We start from the raw sequence: 23,648 nt of genomic DNA, 5'->3' as shown, positions 1-23,648 counted from the left end.
CATCAAAGAAGCTCGCGCCCAAATTACTCAACTTTACCAACCAAAAGATTTAGTGTTAATTGTTGAATTTTAGCTGTTACACTATCCACTCAGAAGCGCGTTCCCCTAAATCGAGGGGGATACTGACAGCTTTGCCAAGGCGGGGGCGATCGCGTGTTTGAGCGATAAAATTTTTTACCTGTGCTGTACCATCTAAAGCATTAAGATAATTAGCGATGGTATCAAGATGTTCTTGGTACTCTGCCTCTGTTAAGGGGAAAGAAGCTTGCTCAAGATATTTCCACATCACTTGCAGGAATATCTTGCCTTGGGTACGGCGGAACTGGACATCGTAAGAATATCCCCATTTATCCAGCAACAGTTGGTGTAATTCCTTTCCTGTCATAGCTTCTCTCAATTAGATTTTACATTTAGTTATGATGTTAAGTTCCGTAACTCAAGTATGATAAGGATATAAAGAAATGTAATGCTAACAGAAAAGATGCTAAAAGTGTCTTGCAACAAAGAAGTTTAGCATTGTTAGTTAGCATTTCGACCCAGACAGGAGCTGCTCAAGTATTAGTACTCTTGTCAAAATGCTTAAACAAAATATACAAAGAGCGAGCGCGTAGGATATGGCTCAATTTTCGGAATCAATGGACGTTCCCGATATGGGTCGTCGTCAATTCATGAATTTGCTCACCTTTGGGACTGTCACTGGAGTAGCTCTGGGTGCATTGTATCCCGTTGTTAACTACTTTATTCCTCCGGCGGCTGGTGGTGCTGGTGGTGGAACAACAGCAAAAGACAGCCTCGGCAACGATGTGAGCGTTAGTCAATTTCTAGACAGCCATAACGTAGGCGATCGCACCCTCGTTCAAGGATTGAAGGGCGACCCTACCTACATTGTGGTCGAAAGCAAAGAAGCAATCACCGATTACGGTATTAACGCTGTTTGCACCCACTTGGGTTGTGTTGTTCCTTGGAACGCTGCGGAAAACAAATTTAAATGCCCTTGCCACGGTTCTCAATACGACGCAACTGGTAAAGTAGTTCGAGGCCCTGCACCCCGTTCTTTGGCTTTAAGCCACGCCAAAGCCGAAAACGACAAGATTGTTCTCACACCCTGGACTGAAACCGACTTCCGCACCGGCGAAGAACCTTGGTGGGCTTAGTTTTAGTGCTGTTAGCGTAGCGGGGCGTTTAGCCCGTGCTGAGTCAAAAGTCTATAGTTTCACCCATTGACTATTGACTAATGACTAATGACCAATAACCGACTACTTCATCCAAGAATCGTTGTCCTTATAGAGATGAGAAATGCCTTTACAACAGCGAGTTTGACTCGCAGTGCTAGAGCAATTACCAAAACATTGCTCATAGCGATCGCTACAGTAACATTCTTCTTTACTAGCGATATTGCTTTGCCTCAAAGTGCTGCCGCTTATCCCTTCTGGGCGCAGCAAACCTATCCTGAAACTCCCCGCGAACCGACAGGTAGAATCGTTTGCGCTAACTGTCACCTAGCAGCCAAGCCCACAGAAGTCGAAGTACCTCAATCTGTACTACCCGACACAGTATTTAAAGCTGTGGTGAAAATTCCCTACGATACCAGCGTGCAGCAAGTTGGTGCAGATGGTTCCAAAGTTGGCTTAAACGTTGGTGCAGTTTTGATGCTCCCCGAAGGCTTCAAACTTGCTCCTGAAGACCGCATTCCTGAAGAACTGAAAGAAGAAGTTGGTGATACCTACTTCCAAACCTACAAAGAAGGTTCCGACAATGTTGTGATTGTTGGCCCCTTACCCGGCGAACAATATCAGGAAATTGTCTTCCCTGTTCTATCTCCTAACCCTGGAACTGACAAAAACATCCACTTTGGTAAATACTCAGTTCACGTAGGTGGTAACAGAGGACGCGGACAAGTTTATCCTACTGGTGAAAAGAGCAACAACACTGTTTACAATGCTTCCGCTACTGGCACCATCAGCAAAATTTCCAAAGAAGACGATGGTGAAGGTAACGTGAAATATTTGGTGAACATCACAACCGAAGCTGGTGATGTGGTCACTGATACAATTCCTCTCGGCCCAGAACTGATTGTTTCTGAAGGACAAACAGTAAAATCTGGTGACGCTTTGACTAATAACCCCAACGTTGGTGGTTTCGGTCAAAAAGATACAGAAATTGTGTTACAAGACTCTAGCAGAGTTGGTTGGCTAATTGCCTTTATCAGTCTGGTAATGTTAGCTCAAGTAATGCTAGTTCTCAAGAAGAAACAGGTTGAAAAAGTTCAAGCTGCTGAAATGAATTTCTAAGATTCTCTGATAAATCCTTTTTTAAAAAAGACAGGTGATACACCTGTCTTTTTTAGTTTTTATATTCAAGAATAAAACACAACACAATATAATCAGTTACTTTGCTTACAAATAAAAAAATATTTAATATGTAGGGTGTATCAGTAATAGAAACCCTGAACATACTGAGAAATTATTTCTGCTGACGCACCCTACCAATACTTCTATCTACTACCTCCCAATCAATACTCTTCTACTACCTCCCAATACTCTACTGCCAGGTAATAAAGGTGAACAAAAATTTGTAACGCCAGTTACTTCGTCAGCAGATAGTCTTCTTTCACGCTTACTATGTGCATTACATTTAACTTTGACAGTAGCTTTTTTGCCTGGATTAGATGTAGTTTTTAATATATCTCCTTGACATAAATTTGTACTAGAACGTACTTTTTGCCACCGTCCTCCAGTTTGCTTTATATAAACAGAACCGTCCTGAATCTTAATAATTTCCCCTAATTTTTTGCAGGAAGAAGCAACTGCCTTCATCCCATTCAAAGGAAAATTACCAGTAATTTCCCAATCTAAAACTACCAATATAGAAATTAATAGTACTATACTAAAAGATTTGCGAAACATTAGTTTTCTCCTTTACTTGTCAAGCATTGTTTTTCTTTTAAACACTGATTCGCTAAACCAATCCATACGTCTTCATCTGGATTTTGGCTAGTAGCGTATGCAAGGCATTTTTCCCATTCTATAATTGCAGCTTTTTTATTATTTTGGCGCTCTAGTACCTGAGCCATCAAACAATAAGCAGCAGCGTTATCATTCATTAAATCAATAGCTTCTTCCAAGTATACGCGAGCTTCTTCATAACGCTTTTGTTCTAGTCTTGCCCAACTCAAATTCTTGAGTAAGAAATACTGCAAATACTTGTCTTTATTTTTGTTGCTTTCGGCCCGTATTTGTGCCTGCTGAAGCAATTCAACAGCTGCGGCATATTTTTTATCTAAAATATAAAGACGAGCTAAATTGTTGTATGCTCTTTCAAAATCTCCCTGTAGTGCTATTTGGTATTCAGCACGAGCGCGGTCTAAATCTTGTAGTTGTTGGTAAACTTGTCCTAAGTTGTAGTGAACTTCCCAATCATCTGGGTTTAATTTGATGGCTTTAATGTAGTTTAATTGGGCATTTGCTAATCTGCCAGCATCATGTTCTTTATGTCCTTCTTGTTTGTAATACACAGCAATCTGCGGTAATAAAAAACGAAAGCCTGTTAAACATAGCAATAGCATCAAGGCGAAACTGCATTTAACTTCGTTCTGAAAATGGTTAGGAATCTTTAAGCTTATTAGAATTTTCTCAATAGCTTCTTGTCCAGCTTTGGTTAATGCTCCTCCAGCCGCCAATAAAGTTAATACGCTCTGAGTTGTAATTGTAAAAGCCCCAAATGTATCTGGTATACCTATTAAAAGACGGGAAGAAATATCTACTACTAAACTAATGCTTGCAGTGATGGCTGTAATACTCAAGGCATTCCACAGCCAGTCATATTTGTCCCATTGATTAGTAGGAGGCTCAAGAAACCACCACCAAGCTTCTGATTGACAATGCAAACTGGCACGCCAGTCTGATAATTGAACTATCTGTGTAATCAAGCCAGCTTGTTTTTTTAAGCGTTCATCCAGGTCAACAATTTCTATTAAAATTTTTTGACTAATTTGCGTTTTTTTATTAGTCAATACTTGATAAACTTGATCACGAGCTTTCAACAAATCTAGAATTTGTTGTTTGGATGGATGTGTAGTTGCAGCTAATTCAAGTACTGTGAGTTTGGCAGCGTAATTTTCCACAGCACTTTCAGCTTCTAAATCAGATTCAATCATAATGCGATCGCTTATTTGTAATTGTTGGAGTAATTCAACAGTTACAGCAGAATTTTGCAATACCAAATTAGAGTATGTGTATCTACAAATAATGCTGTCGTCTGATGGAAAATAAATATTTTTTCAACAAAACAAATTTTCCTCAAACTAGTAGTCTGAGGAAATATAAGTTAAGTCTATGTTGGCTATTAAATATTTGAGAAGCAAAATTTAAGTTTCTCAGATATTTATATGCAAATTTAAGACTGTTTGAGAAAGTTTAACTGAGACGCGGGGTTTCGCGCCTCATAAACTTATTGACAAATATTTACCTAAAACTTAAGCAAAAGAGCGTCTCAAAAGGATTGTATGACCGATTGAGTTGACTAAAGATACTTTTCCAAAGTAGTTGCTAATGTACTTTTAGGTACAGCACCAACGACCATATCAACTTTTGCTCCTTCTTTAAAAATCATTAATGTGGGAATGCTGCGAATGCCATACTGACTGGCAACTTGAGGATTCTCATCAGTATTAACTTTCACAACCTTGATTTGACCAACGTACTGAGCTGCAATTTCTTCGACAACAGGAGCTACCATCCGGCAAGGGCCACACCAGGGAGCCCAAAAATCAACCAAAACAGGTACTGAGCTGTCGAGTACTTCTTGCTTAAAAGTAGAATCTGTAACTTCTGCGGCTGCTGACATGCCTAAAAACCTTTGCCAATTCAATTTCTGAGTTTCGTGAAAATTCTACCATAGCAAAAACATCTGCTTTGAAGAGTAAGGATGTACATTTGCAAAGAAGCCCTGGAATTTATTCATATATCCATAAACATAAGGAACCGCCCGAACAGTAGTCCGGGCGGAGTGTGGTGTGAGGAGTGAACGGAAACATGCGTCTCCGCTTTCTCTATTGTAGGCGACAGAAGAGATTTTTCCAGTTGAATGTTTGGGAGTCTGGAAAAATTTCCTAAAGAATTTCAACTGAAGTTAGAAGTCTAAAATTTCATCCTCCAGTCTTTCAACCTTTATACTTTCTTTATTTGCCCATACCTAATTGTTGAGCTTTTTGATAAACTTTACCTTCCGTTAACAAGGAAGGAGCAATTACAACTTCAACTTGCTGCATTTCTTTGATATCTTTGGCTCCCAATGTACCCATACTTGTTTTTAAAGCTCCTAACAAGTTGTGAGTACCATCATCTAAGCCTGCTGGGCCAGTGAGAATTTGTTCTAGAGTGCCGGTTGTTCCGACTTTAATTCGAGTTCCGCGTGGTAAAACTGGGCTGGGTGTTGCCATTCCCCAATGAAAACCGCGTCCTGGTGCTTCAGCAGCTCTAGCAAAGGGTGAACCAATCATCACGCCGTCAGCACCACAAGCAATACATTTACAAATATCTCCACCAGTAATTAGACCACCATCAGCGATTACAGGCACATATTTACCAGTTTGCTGATAATAATCATCGCGGGCGGCGGCACAATCGGCGATCGCTGTTGCTTGGGGTACACCCACACCCAACACACCACGAGAGGTACAAGCAGCCCCAGGGCCAATACCCACTAATACAGCCGCCGCACCAGCCTTGATTAAGTCCAAGGTGACATCGTAGGTAACACAGTTACCCAACACCACTGGGATGGGCATAGAACGGCAAAATTCTGCCAAATCGAGGGTAACTATCGACGCTGGTGATAAATGTGCTGTAGAGACGACTGTAGCTTGAATGAAGAATAAATCTGCCCCAGCCTTAGCAACAACTTCACCAAATTTACTCGCCCCTGCTGGTGTCGCACTTACAGCCGCAATACCGCCTTGTTCTTTAATTTCGTGAATGCGCTTTTCAATTAATTCGGGCTTGATAGGTTCGGCATAAAGTTCTTGCATTAAGGAGACAAATTCATCCTTGCCTACAGAAGCAATCCGATCAAGGATGGGATTTGGATCAACATAACGAGTTTGGATACCCTCTAAGTTAAGCACACCTAATGCACCTAACTGTGACAAACGCACAGCCATACCTACATCAACTACACCATCCATTGCACTAGCAATAATTGGTATATTTCGCTCGATATTGCCAATCCGCCAGCTAGTATCTGCCAAACTAGGATCTAATGTTCTTTTACCGGGGACTAGTGCAATTTCATCAATTCCGTAAGCCCTGCGAGCTGTTTTTCCCCGCCCAAGTTGAATGTCCACGCTGTTAACTTTTATCAAAACTGTTCTAGCTAGGGTATCAAATTATGAGGTGATTTGCAGCGATTTTTTGGCAAGTAACTACAAAGATGTTTCAGGTTATCGTTAGAGCAAAACACGATATGGAAAAGCGCGAACAGGGGAAGAAAGATTTTCTTGTGAATAACTGACTAGATGAGCCTGAGATAATCCAGCAGCAAGATAATTTTGAGGTGATATTCAGTAAGCGATCGCTATTTTTGCTTTCACAATCCCTGGTAATGGAAATTTACCCCAATTTATCTGCGTTTGATCTGTCTATTGTCCAGAACCTCATTCTTACTGTTAATGTTTCAACTAACGATATAATCCAGTATGAGAAAATAATTTTCTATAATAAAATTGCTCAATCTGATTTCGATAATGCTTAACTCTGTCTGTATCGCCCTGCTCATAATCTAAGAAATCAGAAATTAGTATATAACCTGAAATTGTCATTTCCATATCACAACTCACAGCATTTTCGATATAAGTAATTCCCTGACTATCCTGTTTTGACAATAAAATTTTTCCTAATAAAAAATTAGCTGGTGCATGATAAGACTGTTCATTTAAGAGATTTTGCAGTAAAGGAATAGCCGCATCGCCTCCTCTGATTTCTGCTGTCCAGTTACAGAGGTTCCATTTTTCCTCAAAAGTTAATTTATGAACTTCCGCTTTTTGCTCTAATTCCCATAATTTAGGTTGAATATCTTGGAGGAAAGTATGACGATTTTCCCAGAAGATAATATTAGCTTTTTGCCACTCTTGATTTTTTTGTGTTAAAAGGTTTTCTAAAAAATCTTTGCCAAATAGTTCCTCAGCAGCAGAAGTTGTAATTGCTATGTTTTCATAAGACTGTACATGATATCCTAAAGCATTTAGTCTTTCAGATAAGCAAGGATGAGTGTCACTGGTATCAGTCTTCTCGGCTAAAGCGGCTTTTAACCATCTTTGTTGGCTATCAGCAGGAATTTTGTGATGCAAAGCTTGGGATAACAAGTATATAGCATCAGGGGGTTGTGGAGTCCAATCTGCCTGTTGATATATTTCCTGCCAAAAAGACCTATTGATATATCTGTTTTTGACAGCCATGTTAATTAGTGCCTGAGCAAGATATTGTTCACCTACTAAATCTGCTGCATAGCTATCTGCTGCATATTCATTCATCCGTGAAAGGACAAATGAGTAAGCAGTAAATATAGAGACAAACCAATCAAAAAAGTACCCAAAGACAATAAATCCTAACCCATTCGCTATAAGTATTAAAAAATCAATAATCGCCACTCCAGACTGGGGCTGTTGTTGTTGCTTATACAATTGTTGTAATAATTGAAGCCAGATATAACGAATTCGATAAATCCAACCAGCAAAACGACTATGTTTGCCAGATAAATGTCCAAATTCATGAGCGATAACTGCACGCAATTCCTCTAACGTTAATGCTTGCATCAAGGGCAAACCGAGAATTAGATAATTCTCAAACCAGCCAAAAATACCTAAACGCGGTCTTTGCATAACGGCAGCATTGAACTCATTGACTAACAAAATATTGTGGAATTTTGGAGTTTCTAAAGTATCAGAGAGTTCATCTACTAATTTAAATAGTTGTGGTACATCACTACGCCGTAACTTTTTTCCTTTAGGTTTAGGAATTCTGACCCAAAGTGAGCGCAAAATATTTACTGATAGTACAATAGCTATGATGAAAGTACATCCTAAAAATAGAGAACCATACTCTTGAGAAGTTGGCTTGATTAAACCAACAGTGACTATGATCCATAACAGAAAAGACAAAATTATCAGAATGTATCCATAACCTATAAATACTAAAAAAACAACACGCTGTTTGAAGTGTTTTGGTTTTTGATAGGCATTACTCTCTAATTTTTGTACTAAGTTATCAAATTGCTCTTGTGTCAGAACCATCAGATTTACTCTAGTAGTTGGATGAAATGTAGCATACTACATAGATAATAAAATCTGAATAACGAAAAAAATATCTGCCAGAAAATGTAATTTGATGTTGGGAAAACTTAGCGATCGCTCAATTGTTTTTTATAGGACTTACAGGCAAAATTAAGGGTTTGGGTAAGGATGTAGGGGTAATGTATGCAAAACCCTTACACCCCTATCCCAGCCTCCACAGATAAACTTTGTGCATCAGTCCTGGGCTAATATAGGAATCCGGTTTGATTTCTGAATTTATTTGTGTAGGTAGGGAATAGGGAATGGGGAGTCGGGATTAGGAAAGAAGCCTGATCTGAATGTACTGATTTTTTTCCCAAATCAAATATGAGTCCTATATTGATCAAGCTTAAGAAACGTGAGCAATAGTAACACCACTACCACCATCAGCTTGTTCTGCTGGTTCGTAACTGCTGACTCGCGGATGTTGTTGCAAAAAGGCGTGAACACCTTGACGCAATTTCCCTGTGCCATGTCCGTGAATAATCCAGATGGGGCCATTCGCTTCGGAAATGGCTTTGTCTAATTCAATTTCGGCATCGGCTACTCGCTTACCCCGCAAATCTACTGTATTTTTCGAGGTACGAATGGCTGGTGCGGCTTGGGGAGGCGGAGTGGTTGGTGCTGGTGTTGGTTTGGGTTTGACAATCGGTTCGGCTTTTTGTCCATCGAGAGATTCGATGTCTTGCAATTTGACTGTCATTTTCATAATGCCGAAGCGGACGTTTAACTCGCCATCTTCATCGGGGGCGGTTAAAACCTCCGCAGTTTGTCCAAATTGGGAAATACGGATGCGATCGCCCACCTTGGGCATAAACCCAATTTTCGGCTTAGGTGCTGGTGCTGGCTGGTATTTCTGAGTAATTTGATTTAACGCATTGGTGGCTTGTTGGGCATCTTGGGCGGTGGGTGTACCTTGTTGCAAGCGGCGAATGACTTGGGCTATTTCACCTTTGGCTTGGGCGATCGCCTGTTGAACTGCCACTTCCTGAGAAACCCGCAATGATTTTTCCCGTTCTTCTAAGGATGCGGCTTTGTCGGAAACTTCTTTATATAACCGTTCCGCTTGTTGTAATAATTTTTGGGCTTCGGCGGCTTTGGTTTCTTGGCGGCGGCGTTGGGCTTCTAACCCTGCAATTACTTGGTTAACTTCGTCCGAGGCTTCACCGACTTGGGTTTTGGCATTTTCTACTACTTCTGGTTTTAAGCCTAAACGCAGAGCGATCGCTAAAGCATTAGAACGTCCCGGAATCCCCCACAATAAACGATAGGTTGGTGATAAAGTCGCTTCATCAAATTCTACCGAGGCATTTTCAAACCGCGCATCTTCGTACTTCAGGGCTTTGAGTTCCCCGAAGTGAGTTGTGGCTATAGTTAACTGGGCGTGTTCCGCGAGATATTGCAGAAGTGCGATCGCTAAGGCGCTACCCTCGGCTGGATCTGTCCCTGCGCCTACTTCGTCGAGTAATACGAGGGAGTGGGGAGTTGGGAGTTGGGAGTCGTTTTCTAAAGCATTTAAAATCCGGCTAATGCGGCGGATATGCCCGGAAAATGTTGATAAACTTTGCTGGAGAGATTGTTCATCACCGATATCTGCTAATATCTGGTCAAACCAAGGCATTTCCACAGGTTCGCGGGCGGGGATGAATAAACCCACCTTTGCCATTAAGGCTGCTAAACCGAGGGTTTTTAAGGTGACAGTTTTACCGCCAGTATTCGGCCCCGTAATAGTCACTACCTTAATATGGGGACTAACCAGTAAATCTACAGGAATTACGCCGTGTCCTTGTTCGTGCTGTTGTTGCCAAACTAACAAAGGGTGACGCAACTGGCGTAAGGTGATGATTTCTTTTTCGTCACGGTTAATAAATCTGGGGGGATTTGCTTTTAGCCAGTAACTATAACGCGATCGCGCCGCCGCTAAATCTAAGGTAGTCACAATTGCTAGTAGCCTTTCTAAATCTGGGGTGACGGCTGCGACTTGCTCAGTCAAAACACGACGTATCGCTTCTTCTTCTGCTTGCTCTCGCTTCAACGTTTGTCGCAACTGATTACCCATCGGCACGATAGAATTAGGTTCCACGTACAAAGTCACGCCACTGGTAGAAGTATCGTGAACAATACCGGGAATTACATCTTTGTGACTGGCTTTGACTGGGATCACAAAGCGATCGCCCCGTTGCGTAATTAATTGCTCTTGAACAGCGTTGGATTTTGCTTGTAAAATATTATGCAGTTTTTGGTTAATTTGACTGCGTAATCGCCGCAAATCTTCGCGGATTTCACTCAGCTTTTGACTAGCACGATCAGCTACAGTCCCCCGTTCATCAATACAACGATGGATTTCCTGTTCTAATTCTGGGTAAGTGCGTAAATCGGCAACTAACTCAGTTAATACTGGTATATCTTCTTGGTTATCAATTACACGCCGTAAATTTCTCGCACCAGCCAGGGTAGTTGCGATCGCCAGTAATTCATCGCCAGCCAAAATCCCTCGGAGTTCGGCGCGTTCGATAGAATCGCCAATATCTTGAATACCATCAAAAGATAAACTTGTAGTCAGCCGACTTTCCAGTTGGTAAACTTCTTTAGTTTGTGCTAATAACTGCTCACTGACTGACTGTGATGTCGGAATTGGTAAATTAGTGGATGCGATCGCCCCTAGCTTAGTAGCCGCAAATGTCGCCAAATGCTGGCAGAGGCGATGCCATTCTAGTAGTTCTAAAGTTTCCGCTTGGATCAAGGCTGCAACATCTAAAAAAATCTTATATAAAATTATCGTAACAACAGAGTCGCCTTTACAGCCAATATCAGATGATGCACTTGCTGGGGTGGGATGGGATAGAGGCGATCGGCTTGAGATTATCAGTACAGCAGTAAAGTAATGTTTTATGCAACGCCATTTGCAAAAGTCAAGTCCAGAAAATTTTGATTAGTCTAATATTTTAGGCTGGAATTAACCTTGATTTTCAACAAGCGTTGATTCATACCTCCTGCGTTAAAGGTTCGCCAGTGAAAAAATTTTCCATTCTTGAATAATTTAATTTTTAGAAGTCCTCACAATCGCAACCAATTCCCGACAGTGTGAAGTAAACTGTTATTTTGAATTCTGTCTCCTGAATTCTGCTGGATTAGCTGTATGGGGTAATAACCATTAACATCTTGCCTGGGAATTGACATAAAATCACAAACAATGAATAATCCTGGGATACAAGGTGCAGTTTTTCAGAGTGATAGCTGAGTACAGCAAACTGTTTACCATCAATTACTTACGTATGCTAGATTGTTTTTTAACAAAAACATACGTGTAGCAATCTCAGAAAAATGAAGTAATATGACAGCTAACTTATGCTGTAACTAGCCGCAGTAGACTGTTGATTAACTTGTTCCAAGTAAAGTTATTTTTAGTATTATGAACGCCTTCCAACCATCAAGACAGCCGTTACAACCTATACAGCAGCCTCGAACTATTCCTCGACCAAAACGGCATCTTCGTCAACGTTCTCATCAAATAATGGCGATTGAAACCACATTCAAGGTAGGAGTGAATTTGGCAATTTTGGGAGCAACTGCATCCGCCCTCACACAACTTCTGCCTTATCATTGGTCACAGCAAGAAAGGTTGCGTGAAGTTCGCACGGAAGTCAAAATCATGGAAGGACGTGTGAGTACTTTACAGGCAGAATTTGTTCGCAACTTTGATCCCCGCCAAACTAAAGCGATCGCTGAACAGCAAGGATATAGATTTGCACCTAATCAGCGCCCAATTGTATTGGTAAATCAAGACGGCAAAGAAATCGATGTCATCAATTCTTTACCCTAAGCAAAGTTTTGCTGGATGTGAGGAATTAGGATGATTGCCATTCTTGGTAACTATTCAGAATCCAGAAGTCAAAAAGGCGAGAGATTATTAATAACCAGCACTATTAGACTGTAGCAATCCTATTTGATGTGTGAATACAAGAGACAAGGTATACAAGTTGATCATTCATTTAGGACTGCTATATGAAAATTTCTATCTAGATTCTGAATACTGAAATTTTGTAATTATTACTATAAATATTTGCCTATATAGATATATACAGAATATATAAATCCAAAATATTAGGAAAATTTAAATACGTAGGAGATATAGGAATCCGGTTTGATTTCTGAATTTATTTGTGTAGGTAGGGAATAGGGAATGGGGAGTCGGGAGTAGGAAAGAAGCCTGATCTGAATGTACTGATTTTTTTCCCAAATCAAATATGAATCCTATATCAGCAACAGCGTAATACATCCGATATTACACCCTTTTCCTACGAGGAAAAGGGCTGATGGTGAGGTCAAAAGCACTCGTCGAATTCACGTTTCTTGAATAATTCGGTGAGATTTTTGTTCAGGTACTATGGAAATATCTTGCTTTTGTGGCTGCATTTTTTTGAAAGAAATTCTAATCAGTTGATAAGCACCTTTAGAAGCCAAATTTTCATAATCATCAGGCTGTAAATCAATTCTGACAAGGTTTCTGTGTTCTGCTAAAACCAATAATGAATGTGATTTAGGAGGCGTATTAATTTGATTTTTAATATAAACCACAGCCTCGCTAGTCAATTTGATAAAGTTAACTTGTTGATGACTGTAGAAAACAACACTGGGTTTTTTAAAGCCAATCATGACGATTTCTTCGTTTGGTTGTTTTACCTGAGACAAAACAGCAGAAATTTCTCTTAAAGGCATTTGTCGTTCTTGATCCATCAAAAACATTGCAGGCATCAAAACCACAATCAAAAATGCCACAAACCCCAACAAATTTACACCAATAATTCCTTGCCAACGTCGAGTAATTATTAAAAATGCCACACTGATGGCAGTTAATAACCAAATATAACCCCCTAGTTCTGTAACCCCAGAATTTTCCAAGGTCTGACGAAAGTTAGGCGCGGCTTGATCAGTACCTAGTAACTGGGTGATTTGAAACATCGCCACAGATAAGGCTGAAAACAACACAACATTTGCCCAGCCACTGAACCAGAATAATTTCTGCGGAGTGCGAGAACTAGAAGCAGATGTTGTGGGGAAGCAATCACTCCATAATAAAGCGATTAAAATCGCTGCTGCTGGCATCAGGGGTAAAACATAACTAGGTAGTTTGGTAACAGCAATTGTGAAAAAACCAAACACGCCCAAAAACCAAACCACAGCAAATAAACCTAATTGTTGAGAGCGTTCTTGGCTTTGCCATTGCGATCGCTGCCAAAATTTGAGTCGGACAAAGGCTGCGGGTAAATACACAGAATATGGTGCAAAACCTAACAACACTACCAAAAAATAAAAATACCAAGGGGCTGAATGACCATTAACTACTTCTGTAAAACGGTCGATGTTGTGGTAGCCAAAAAACGAATTAATATAATTCCAGCCATTGCGCCAAATTACCAAGGCATACCAAGGAACTGCTAAAGCAAAGATTATTAACACCCCCACAAACGCCCGCATTTCGCGCATAACTTCGCGGAACTTGCCCAAGTACAGCAAAAAAGCCACAATTACGATCCCCGGTAAGACAATACCCACCGGGCCTTTAGTTAAGATGGCCCCAGCAATGAGAACATAACAAGCTAAATACCATTTATTAGGGAGTAGGGAGTGGGAAGTAGATAGTGGTGTAACTTCTCCTCCACTCCCGACTCCCGATTCCCGACTCCCAGTTTTACTTGCATAGCCCAGAAAGAAACATAACAAAGCGGAAGCTATGCAGCCAGTTAGTAACATATCTGAGACACCTGTTCTACCCCAGACAATCATCTCAGGATTGAGTGCCATGACAGCTGCTGCGATCGCGGCTGTGAGGTAACGACGGGTAGGACGCTGAATCTGTTCGGCTGCATCTTGCTTTGCCAGATGCCACTGTACAGTATAAAAAGCCAAACTAATAACCGCAATTGCGGCGATCGCCGAGGGGAGGCGCACCGCCCATTCATTGACACCTATGATTGAGTAGGCAAGTGCCTGACACCAGTAAATTAAAGCAGGTTTATCAAACCGAGTCACACCATTAAAAAAAGGTGTAATCCAATCACCAGTGACAAACATTTGTCGGGATGCTTCCGCAAACAGTGGTTCTGTTTCATCCACTAAGCCCACATTGCCTAAATTCCACCCATAGCCGATCCAACCAATCAGCATCAACCACAAAACCGATAAAGTCACTACTAGAGATGGACGCTGTGCTACCTTGTTGAACCATTGGTCAACAATGTGGAAATTACTCAATTTCATCCTCATTTGGTTATTAGTCAACAGTCAATAGTTATTAGTCGTTAAAAAGAGGGATTTTGTTCTTAACAGAGAGCAGTAAGTGTAGTCAGAACCCCAACTTTTTCAAGAAGTCGGGGTTCTAGCAACATCAAACAGTCATCAACTAAACACTATCATCTATAGACTATCGGCTTTTGACTATGGACTGAGTACCAACAGCCATTCTTTCGTTTCAGCATTCCAAGTTGGTAAGGAACTTTCCCCCACAACATAAGGCCCCCAGTAGCGCCGAGAACCATCTTGAGCAAACGCAACTAAAATATCGCCTTTTTCTAGCTTCAGGTTGCCATTGGGTAAAGAAAGCAGCAAACCTTTACTACTGCCTTCTTGTGGTGCAAAATCCCAATGGGCAGGAATATCGGTCTTACTAGTAGTTGGACTTTTACCTTTTAATTGCCTTGCCAACAAAGCTAGACGCACAGGCTGATCAGTTTGATTACTCATCCGCAAAGTACCTTGGTTTTTGGTATTACCAGCCCCATTCGGGCGATTGACCAAAATAGCCTGGACTTGACTAGTACTTGGTTCTACTTGGTTAATGGGAATCGTTGTATTATTAGAAACATTTGTCGAAGTAGTTGTAGCATCTAAAATCGGCAATTCTGCATCTTTGTTTGACTGCGGAGTATTAGTAGATGCTGTATCAGATGTATCAGGATTTGTAGTCTCAAATGACACACTTAAATCTAAACATCCCATCAGCAATCCAAGCAGCCCCAAGCAACAAGCCGTAACAGCAGCCTTACGATACACCTGAGATTTCATTTTGATATTGGTTAGAAATAATTATTTGTTTAGTCTTGGCCAAATCTTAGCCTATTCTCTACCTTGAGGAAGAAAGAAATTTGCTGACTTGTCTACAATAGATTCTCGTGAAATGACGTGATGCAATGTATCCTACTTATCATTTCTCTGAAATCACCATTGGCATGAATGATTACTTTAATTTTACTGAAAGACGCTGGCTATATGTGATTGTTCCGTGAGCTTTTCCCGTGGGTTCTCAATTTTAAGCAAATGATATTACATAAATCTAAATATGAAACAGTATAATTACAGATAAAAGTTTTTTGCTAGGGCGTAGTCTGAACAACAAGATATCTGTTGTCAAACCCTGAGAAATTTGGGAGGAAAAATATTTACATTTTTTAACAATTCTTGATTCAGGATGGCAGAGTCTTTCTGTTCAGCCTTTCTTCCCACTCCCCGACTATATTAATCGTATTTGATTGGTGAAAATCGAGAGGCTCAGATCCCCGACTTCTTCAAGAAGTCGGGGATCTTTTGGTTCAGTAATGATTTAGGACTGCTATATTAGGAAATCAAACCGGATTCAGATAATATTCAATTAATCTGAATAATTGAGAATATTTGATGAATGCAAAATACACGAATTAATAATTTACTAGATGCTATTGCTAGTAGTCTCAGCCAAATATTTCGGAATCCTTGGCGTAGATTGTCGCTACTAATTATTAGTTTTTTGTTTGGCTTTTTTCTAGGAACAGCTATTTCGACAATAGCAGGACAAAAAGCAGAATTAGATATTTTTGTTGCAGCGTTTCTAGTGATGTTAACCGAGGTTACTAGCAGAATATTTTACAGTCGGGGCTTGTTTAGCAGAAGGGCGCTTTGGGTAGATTCTCTAAATACTCTCAAGGTGGGTTTTACCTACAGTTTGTTTGTCGAAGCCTTCAAGTTAGGCTCATAGAAAAATTGGTCATTGCTGCTTTTGAGGAAAATTATCGATGTATTCTTGGTTGGGGGAGATTATAGCAGAGGAGGTCTCAGAATCAACTTGGCAGCAAGCAAAAGCCGCAGCACTAGCTGATATTTCAAGGGCGAAAGCATTTGGGATCACATCAGCAAATGTGGATGTGATGATCCAAGCCCGATCGCAGTTACTCAAATCTGTACTGCCAGATTTTCGGCAATTTTACCAAACTAACTTGCGTGCCGACTATGAAGCCATGTTAGCGGTGTTGTGGGATTTATGGCTACCTCTGGGAATGAAATTAGCCGCACACCGTCAAAGCCTCAACCGTCCTTTGATTCAAGGAATTTTAGGAGTCCAAGGTACAGGCAAAACTACTATGTGCCAAGTTTTATCCTTGATTCTCCAGCATTTGGGATACCGCAGTTTAAGTTGGTCGTTAGATGACTTATATAAAACTTATAGCGATCGCCTAATTTTATTACAGCAAGACCCCCGCTTGATTTGGCGGGGGCCTCCAGGAACCCATGATGTAGATTTGGGGTTAAATGTTTTAGAACAAATTCGTCAAGGCAAAACTTCGGTTACGGTTCCTCGGTTTGATAAATCCCTTTATGCAGGCGCAGGCGATCGCACCACTGCCGAAATTGTTACCAATATAGATATCGTATTATTTGAAGGTTGGTTTGTTGGTGTCCGATCCATCGATCCCAAAGCCTTTGAGAACGCACCACCACCAATAATTAGCGATGCAGACAAAGCATTTGCTCGTGATATGAATCAGCAACTGAGCAATTATCTGCCATTGTGGGATTGCTTAGATAGCTTGATTTTGTTGTATCCTACCGATTATCGCAGTTCCTTAGAATGGCGTAAACAAGCAGAACAACAGATGGTAGCGGCTGGTAAATCGGGAATGAGTGACTCACAAATTGAAAAATTTGTCAACTATTTTTGGCGATCGCTCCATCCAGAATTATTCCTCAAACCGATGCTGCGATCGCCTTCAGTTGCTGATGTGGTAATTGAAATTTGTCCAGATCGGACTTTTGGTGCAGTTTACCAAACTGAATGCTGAGTTGTGAGTGCTGAGTGCTGAGTGCTGAGTAATAAACTATTTACTTCTACCTTCTGCCTTGTAAGGATGGTGAAGAAATCTTTCCCCCCACACTTCCCACACTTCCCACACTTCCCACACTCCCCACACTTCCCACACTCCCCACACCTCCTGCCTTCCCACAAATATCATGCACCCCAACGAGGCAGCGAAAAATTAGCAGATACTTGCTTGGTAGACTGGCGAAAGCGATCGCGTCCTTCAATTTTGGCTTGATATAAAGCGCGATCGGCGGCAGAAATTATCTCTTGAAAGTCAGAACCCGGTTGAGGGATATCCTCAGCGACACCAGCACTAATGGTTACATAACTACTAACTTGGGAATTGCAATGGGGAATTGCCAACTGTCGCACCACGGAGCAAATTTTGTCTGCCAAAATTGCGGCTCCCTGCATCTCGGTTTTGGGTAGAATCACAGCAAATTCTTCCCCACCATAACGAGCGACTAAATCGGCGGGGCGTTTCACACTGTCTTTGATAGCTTGTGCTACTTTTTGCAGACAGCGATCGCCTGCCCGATGTCCATAGGTATCGTTGTAAGATTTAAAGTAATCCACATCACATAAAATCAAAGATAACGGTAATTGCTCCCGCGCCATTCGCTGCCACTCTTGGGAAAAATATTCTTCAAACTTTCTCCGACTGGCAACTTGAGTTAAACCGTCAATGGTGACTAGTCTTTGTAATTCTTGGTTAGCGGCTTCGAGTTGTTGTTGTAGCTGAGATTGTTTAATCAAGCGTTTGACTCGTTGGCGCAACACAGGCCAGTGAATTGGTTTAGTCACATAATCAATAGCACCTGCATCAAAGGCATGATCAACTGATTCTTGATCTTCCAACCCCGTAATCATTAATACTGGTGTATGCTTGCCTGGCTCGAAAGATTGCAACCGCAGACAACACTCAAATCCGTCCATACCGGGCATAATGGCATCTAGTAATACTATCTGGGGTTGCAGTTGCTCAAACAAGATTAATGCTTCCACACCATCACGGGCTTCGGCAATTTGATAGCCTTCTCGCTCTAAAGCTAGTCGTAGTTGGGTACGGATAAACGGTTCATCGTCAACAATCAAAACTAGAGATTGGTTTTTTTGAAAGATGGTTGTCACGATCCCGCCTCCAGTTCTAATTGCAATTCTGTTTTGACTTGCTCATACTCTTGCTGAAGTTGTGACAAGATGTCTGCACATCCTGAAAAATCATGACTTCTGCCTTTAGCTTCTAACTGCTTACACAGTCGGCTAAGATTGGTTGCGCCCACAGAAGCACTACTAGACTTGAGTTTGTGAGCAGTTTTCCACAAAGTTTCGGCATCTTCAGCTACTACAGATGCTTGAATTTCTTGGATGAGTTTGGGGGCTTCGGAAAAATAACAGTGCAGAAGTTCCTGTAATGCCGCCTGATCTCCTGCTAACATCTGACGCAAAGACTGTAAAACTTTGTGATCAATTGCAGATATTACTAAATTTGGTGTTTTGGGTTGGCGGGGGCTGAAATTTTGGATTTGTTTTGGTGCTTTGATCAACGCGCTCGGCTGACATTTACTCAGGGCTTGGACTAACTCTGCCATTTGTATGGGCTTGCTGATGTAATCATTCATTCCCGCCGCCAAACAAGCTTCGCGATCGCCGCGCATCGCGTTGGCTGTGATTGCAATAATATAAGGACGAACACTCGCTGCCCATTGCTGAGAAATAATTTTACTGGTTTCTAGTCCATCCATTTCTGGCATGTGAATATCCATCAACACTACATCATAGGGTTGATGTTGTAAGGCTTGAATCACTTCGCGCCCATCTGCTACCACATCTGCTTGGTAGCCCATTTTTTGCAACATCAATATTGCTACTTTCTGGTTTACCAAGCTATCTTCCGCAACTAAAATCTTGAGAGGGACTTTTTTTGCTAAAGCATCACACCCGTAACTCTGAGAAGGTGCAGTATCAGCTGTTAGCAAGCGATCGCCACAAGTATGAGTCAAAATGTAGTGGAGTTGGGATTGTTTGATTGGTTTAGTCAAACACACTACTAACCCCAGATCATCAAATTCTGGACTAATTTCTGGTGAGCCTAAAGCAGTTAATAATATTAAGGGCAGATTTTCTCCCCCAGGCTGTTGCCGAATTGTTTGTGCTAATTGAAGCCCGTCAATATTGGGTATGGGTAGATCCAGAATGGCAACATCAAACTGAGTTCCCTGGGACAGCAAACTTAAAGCAGCCTCACCGGATTCGGCAATATATGTTTGCATTTGCCAAAACTGCACTTGCAAGCTGAGGATTTTACTGTTGGTAGGATGAGCATCTACAATTAACAGCCGCTTACCAGCCAACGGAGTCAAGGCTGTTGTGATTTCTCGTGATGCGTCATCGGTAATAATTTTGCTGGTAATGGTGAAGTAGAAGGTAGAACCATCATCAAAGGAAGTCGCAGAAACAGGCTTGTTACTCTGCCATCCAGAATCGGGATGACCACCAATACAACCACGACTCTCCACCCACAAACTACCATTCATCATCTCACTTAGGCGCTGGCTAATCACCAGTCCCAGCCCTGTACCGCCATAAAGTCTCGTCATTGAGGGGTCAGCCTGGGTGAAGGGTTGAAACAGCCTTGCCATTTTCTCTGGGCTGATCCCAATACCTGTATCTTGGATGCTAAAGAGAATTGAGCAGCTAGTTTCTTGATTTTGAGTTTCTATGTGGTTGGCGTAGACAGAAAGTACCACTTCTCCTTGTTGGGTAAATTTAATGGCATTGTTGAGCAAGTTCATTAAAACTTGGCGCAAGCGGGTGATGTCGCCAATGATTTGTGTGGGAACCTGGGGATGGATGAGATAAATTAGCTCAATTTGTTTTTGGGCGGCTTTGGGCGCGAGAATGTCAATGACTTGTTCTACACAAGCTTTTAAGTCAAAGGGTTTTTCTTCGAGTTCTAGTCTGCCGGATTCAATTTTGGAGAAGTCCAGAATATCGTTGATGATGGTGAGTAACGCGTCTCCACTGGTATGCACTGTTTCAACAAAGTCGCGTTGTTGGGGATTTAAGTCTGTATCTAATAACAGTTCTGTCATCCCAATGACTGCATTCATGGGGGTGCGAATTTCATGACTCATCATGGCCAAGAATTCACTTTTGGCTCGGTTGGCGGCTTCGGCTTGACGTTTTGCTTGTTCTAGAGCAGAGTTTTTCAGGGAGAGTTCTTGGCGTTGGCGGGTTTCTTGTTCTAATAAATGGGCTTGGGCGAGGGCAATGCCGACTTGGGCGGCGACTGCTTCTAGTAATTCAATTTCTGCGGTTGTCCATTGGCGAAAATAGCTGCACTGATGTAAGCCGATCGCACCATTGGGTTCTCCTTGATATGATGTGCGGACTGCTAACATAGACTTTAAGTCCATTTCTCGACACATTGCTTGGGCAGTTTGGAGTAAAGGATCAGCGTACACATCATCAGAAGCGATCGCTTTATCCTCTCGCATCATCTGTTCAGTATGAGGATTACCAATGACAGCAATTTCCACTGTTTCCTGACAAGTGTAGGTGGGAAAATTATTATACTCTGCAACCAAGGGAATATTTGGTGTAGGTTCACTTATATAAGCGTGAATTAGGCAACGTTCCACTTGAAATGCTTGGCCAATCTGCACGGCGGCGGTGGCAAAAATGGCTTTACTATCGAGGCTTTGGCGGATTTGTTGGGTGATTTGTTTTAATAGCAGTGTTTGATGCAATTGTCGTTGCAAGGCTTGTTGGGCTAATACTCGTTCGGTGATGTCATGGTTAAAACTCACAATGGCAATGGGTTCGCTTTGCTCATCTTGTAAGAAAATGACTGTAGTTTCACAAATGCCTTGACTGCCATCTTTACGGATAAATTCGATTTCTCCAGACCAACGGCCATGTTGGTGAATATCTGGCAAAATCTGGGGTATGACTTTGGCAAAGGCGGCTGGTGTATACAAAATACTGGTGGTTTTGCCTAAAATTTCCGCTTTGCTATAGCCAAACATCCACTCAGCTGCACCGTTCCAGTCGATAATTTTGCCTGTTAAATCGGTGATGATTACGCCATCGTACATGTTCTCAAAGATCAGGGCTTGGCGCTGTAGGTTTAATTCGGCTTGTTTGCGATCGCTAATGTCGGTGTGAATCCCAATAAAATGAGTTAGCCTACCAGTCTCATCGTGAATTGGGGAAATACTCAATTCATTCCAAAATAAGCTGCCATCTTGGCGGTAGTTCCGTAACAAGACTTGGCAACTCTTACCTGTTTTCATCGATGCTTGCAGCTGTTGAATGGCTGGCTGTTGGGGGTCTGTACCAGGCAAAAAGGCACAGTTATAGCCAATAATTTCTGTCGCACTATAGCCTGTGATCATTTCAAAGGCCGGGTTGACGTAGATAATTGGTTGATTGGGCAGTCTCGCATCTGCAATTGTAATCCCATCACTGGCCGCCGCTAAAGCACGTTCCCGTAATCTTAAAGTTTCTTCTACAAGCTTTAAATCGGTAATCTCAAACATAAACCCCCTAAGTATCACGGGGGTTCCAATGTTCTTGACCACATTCACAATATTTCGCAACCACACAACTCGCCCATTGGCGGTTAACATTCGGTATTCAAATTCCCGATTTTCTCCCTTAGCTACAGTTTCTTGATAAATTCCCATCGCTTGTTCCCGGTCATGGGGATGCAAATGATTTAGCCAAAAATTTTCTTGGTACCATTCTTCTATGGGATAGCTTAATAAAGCTTCTACCTGTGGCCCTACATAGGTAAATCGCCAAGTTTTGATATCAAATTCCCAAGGAATGACTTTGACGGTTTCCAGCAATTCTCTGAGGTGGTTTTCACTGGCGCGTAAGGCAATTTCGGTTTTTTTCTGCTCACAAATGCGGTTGGCTAGTTCTTGATTGATGTTGGCTATGTGCTGATTGCGTCGTTCACTACTCTGAGCAAAATAAATCAATAATGTTAATGTGCCAGCAATTATTAGCCCAGAAACTAAGACAACTAATGGCAGTGGCGATCGCAAGTTAGTTAATAATTCTAAAGAAGGATAAACTATCAGTTGCCAGTTGACTCCATATAAGTCCAAATTAACTGTTTTTTGCCAATCTAATAGCTGTGTTGGTAAAAAATTCTGTCCGTAAATTAACTTGCTATTCTCGAAGATTTGAATTTGATAACCTTGGGGTAAATGCAATATTGCATTTATTAACGATTGCACTTGAAAAACTCCAACAATCAAGCCATCAAACTGCTCCCCAATCCACAAGGGTAAATATGCAAAAAATCCTGGCTTGTCTTCAAAAAGCTCAAATGTCGGTGTAAAAATTGTTTGGCGGCTGTTGCGTGCTGTTTCTAGTGCTATGCGGATTTGAGGTGTTGGGCTGGTTATGAAAGTCTGGGTAACTTGATGGCTGACTTCGGGTACAGTCCATTGCAGACGCAATAATGGATCAATCCATCCCAAGGTTTGATAGCCACCGAAGTCTTGTATGTAAGCTGCTGCTTCGGTTCGCCAATTTTGCCGATCTAAAGCCTCATGCAGTTGCCAGTGTTTTCCCATGCGCTCTAGTGCTAAAATCCGCATATTTACTTGGGCAGTTAATTCGGTTTTAATGGCGATCGCTTGTTGTTGAACCATCTGCTGAATATGGTATTGCTCTTCAACCACTAGCCTCTGCCAAAGCACAAATACTGCAATTGATACAACAATCCCCACTAGGAATGGCAGCAACTCTCGTTTGCTGAAAATTTCTCTTGCTGGAAATTGATGATATCTGTGCTGCCTAACCACTTATTCATCCTCTAGCACTTTCAGCATTTGTTTGAATGATTATTACTTTAAAATTTATGAATATTTATTTTACAATATCGACATTTTTTAAAATAGAATTTTATTGTATTTTTGTAATCCAATAATTAAATTTTGCTTACATTTTTCCGTCGGAAACAACCGAATTTTCCTCTGGTAAATAAAAAGATTTATTTTTAATAAAAAAATATTAACAAAACTTTATTGTTCGCAATTAGTATTTTTTATTTTTGTTAAACTCGGCATTTTCACAACAATACCTATCATGTTATTAACCATATATTTGCTCAGTTTGACTAATAAAACTGAGTGAATTGAGTTTATCAACTTGATAATTGCTGTTAAGTTAAAAGGTAAAACATGAAAA

At 41.3% G+C, this 23,648-nt stretch carries 16 protein-coding genes; 5 read left to right on the top strand and 11 right to left on the bottom strand.

From position 1 onward, the window contains the following. Positions 1-76: 76 nt before the first annotated feature. Positions 77-385, bottom strand: coding sequence for a DUF3067 family protein (locus H6G79_RS25410; RefSeq protein WP_062290766.1), 309 nt, complete (start codon positions 383-385; stop codon positions 77-79). Positions 386-614: 229 nt separating this feature from the next. Between H6G79_RS25410 and petC the strand changes: the two genes are divergently transcribed. Together petC and petA are read left to right on the top strand one after the other, a co-directional pair. After that, positions 615-1,154: a cytochrome b6-f complex iron-sulfur subunit gene (gene petC, locus H6G79_RS25405; protein WP_015111832.1), complete on the top strand. Its 540-nt coding sequence runs from the start codon at positions 615-617 to the stop codon at positions 1,152-1,154. A gap of 135 nt (positions 1,155-1,289) precedes the next feature. Beyond that, positions 1,290-2,291, top strand: coding sequence for a cytochrome f (gene petA, locus H6G79_RS25400; protein ID WP_190592884.1), 1,002 nt, complete (start codon positions 1,290-1,292; stop codon positions 2,289-2,291). Positions 2,292-2,501: 210 nt separating this feature from the next. On the opposite strand, the gene H6G79_RS25395 is transcribed toward petA, so the two are convergent. From H6G79_RS25395 to H6G79_RS25370, 6 genes are all read right to left on the bottom strand, one after another. Then, positions 2,502-2,906, bottom strand: a complete 405-nt coding sequence (locus H6G79_RS25395) for a hypothetical protein (protein ID WP_190592839.1) — start codon at positions 2,904-2,906, stop codon at positions 2,502-2,504. Then, positions 2,906-4,222, bottom strand: coding sequence for a tetratricopeptide repeat protein (locus H6G79_RS25390; protein WP_206758806.1), 1,317 nt, complete (start codon positions 4,220-4,222; stop codon positions 2,906-2,908). Before H6G79_RS25390 ends, H6G79_RS25395 begins: the two co-directional genes overlap by 1 nt. A gap of 299 nt (positions 4,223-4,521) precedes the next feature. Further along, the gene (gene trxA, locus H6G79_RS25385; RefSeq protein WP_277877322.1) at positions 4,522-4,869 is read right to left on the bottom strand and encodes a thioredoxin; all 348 of its coding nucleotides are present in this window, start codon (positions 4,867-4,869) and stop codon (positions 4,522-4,524) included. A gap of 310 nt (positions 4,870-5,179) precedes the next feature. Next, the gene (locus tag H6G79_RS25380; protein WP_190592842.1) at positions 5,180-6,343 is read right to left on the bottom strand and encodes a GuaB3 family IMP dehydrogenase-related protein; all 1,164 of its coding nucleotides are present in this window, start codon (positions 6,341-6,343) and stop codon (positions 5,180-5,182) included. Between the two features lie 333 nt (positions 6,344-6,676). Continuing rightward, entirely contained in the window at positions 6,677-8,287 is a 1,611-nt protein-coding gene (locus tag H6G79_RS25375) for a M48 family metallopeptidase (protein ID WP_190592843.1), read from the bottom strand. Between the two features lie 388 nt (positions 8,288-8,675). Further along, positions 8,676-11,069, bottom strand: coding sequence for an endonuclease MutS2 (locus H6G79_RS25370; protein WP_190592844.1), 2,394 nt, complete (start codon positions 11,067-11,069; stop codon positions 8,676-8,678). 669 nt (positions 11,070-11,738) lie between these two features. Between H6G79_RS25370 and H6G79_RS25365 the strand changes: the two genes are divergently transcribed. Beyond that, positions 11,739-12,149 (top strand): hypothetical protein, encoded by a 411-nt coding sequence (locus H6G79_RS25365; protein WP_190592845.1) that lies wholly within the window; start codon positions 11,739-11,741, stop codon positions 12,147-12,149. 521 nt (positions 12,150-12,670) lie between these two features. Here the strand turns inward: H6G79_RS25365 and H6G79_RS25360 are convergent. Then, positions 12,671-14,593: a glycosyltransferase family 39 protein gene (locus H6G79_RS25360; protein ID WP_190592885.1), complete on the bottom strand. Its 1,923-nt coding sequence runs from the start codon at positions 14,591-14,593 to the stop codon at positions 12,671-12,673. A 171-nt stretch (positions 14,594-14,764) separates the two neighbouring features. Next, positions 14,765-15,391 carry a hypothetical protein gene (locus tag H6G79_RS25355; RefSeq protein ID WP_190592846.1) on the bottom strand — a complete coding sequence of 209 codons (627 nt, stop codon included), beginning with the start codon at positions 15,389-15,391 and terminating at the stop codon, positions 14,765-14,767. Between the two features lie 613 nt (positions 15,392-16,004). Here H6G79_RS25355 and H6G79_RS25350 point away from each other — a divergent pair. Together H6G79_RS25350 and H6G79_RS25345 are read left to right on the top strand one after the other, a co-directional pair. Then, a complete protein-coding gene (locus H6G79_RS25350; RefSeq protein ID WP_190592847.1) occupies positions 16,005-16,337 on the top strand; it encodes a DUF565 domain-containing protein in 333 nt (110 codons plus the stop codon). A gap of 37 nt (positions 16,338-16,374) precedes the next feature. Continuing rightward, positions 16,375-17,418 (top strand): glycerate kinase, encoded by a 1,044-nt coding sequence (locus H6G79_RS25345; RefSeq protein ID WP_190592848.1) that lies wholly within the window; start codon positions 16,375-16,377, stop codon positions 17,416-17,418. 167 nt (positions 17,419-17,585) lie between these two features. Here the strand turns inward: H6G79_RS25345 and H6G79_RS25340 are convergent, their stop codons facing one another. Both H6G79_RS25340 and H6G79_RS25335 read right to left on the bottom strand, forming a co-directional pair. Continuing rightward, the gene (locus H6G79_RS25340; protein ID WP_190592849.1) at positions 17,586-18,569 is read right to left on the bottom strand and encodes a diguanylate cyclase domain-containing protein; all 984 of its coding nucleotides are present in this window, start codon (positions 18,567-18,569) and stop codon (positions 17,586-17,588) included. Then, positions 18,566-23,263 (bottom strand): PAS domain S-box protein, encoded by a 4,698-nt coding sequence (locus H6G79_RS25335; RefSeq protein WP_190592850.1) that lies wholly within the window; start codon positions 23,261-23,263, stop codon positions 18,566-18,568. Before H6G79_RS25335 ends, H6G79_RS25340 begins: the two co-directional genes overlap by 4 nt. Positions 23,264-23,648 lie beyond the last annotated feature (385 nt).

Source organism: Anabaena sp. FACHB-83, assembly GCF_014697485.1.
Classification (GTDB): domain Bacteria; phylum Cyanobacteriota; class Cyanobacteriia; order Cyanobacteriales; family Nostocaceae; genus Nostoc_B.
This window is presented reverse-complemented; position numbering and strand designations above follow the sequence as displayed.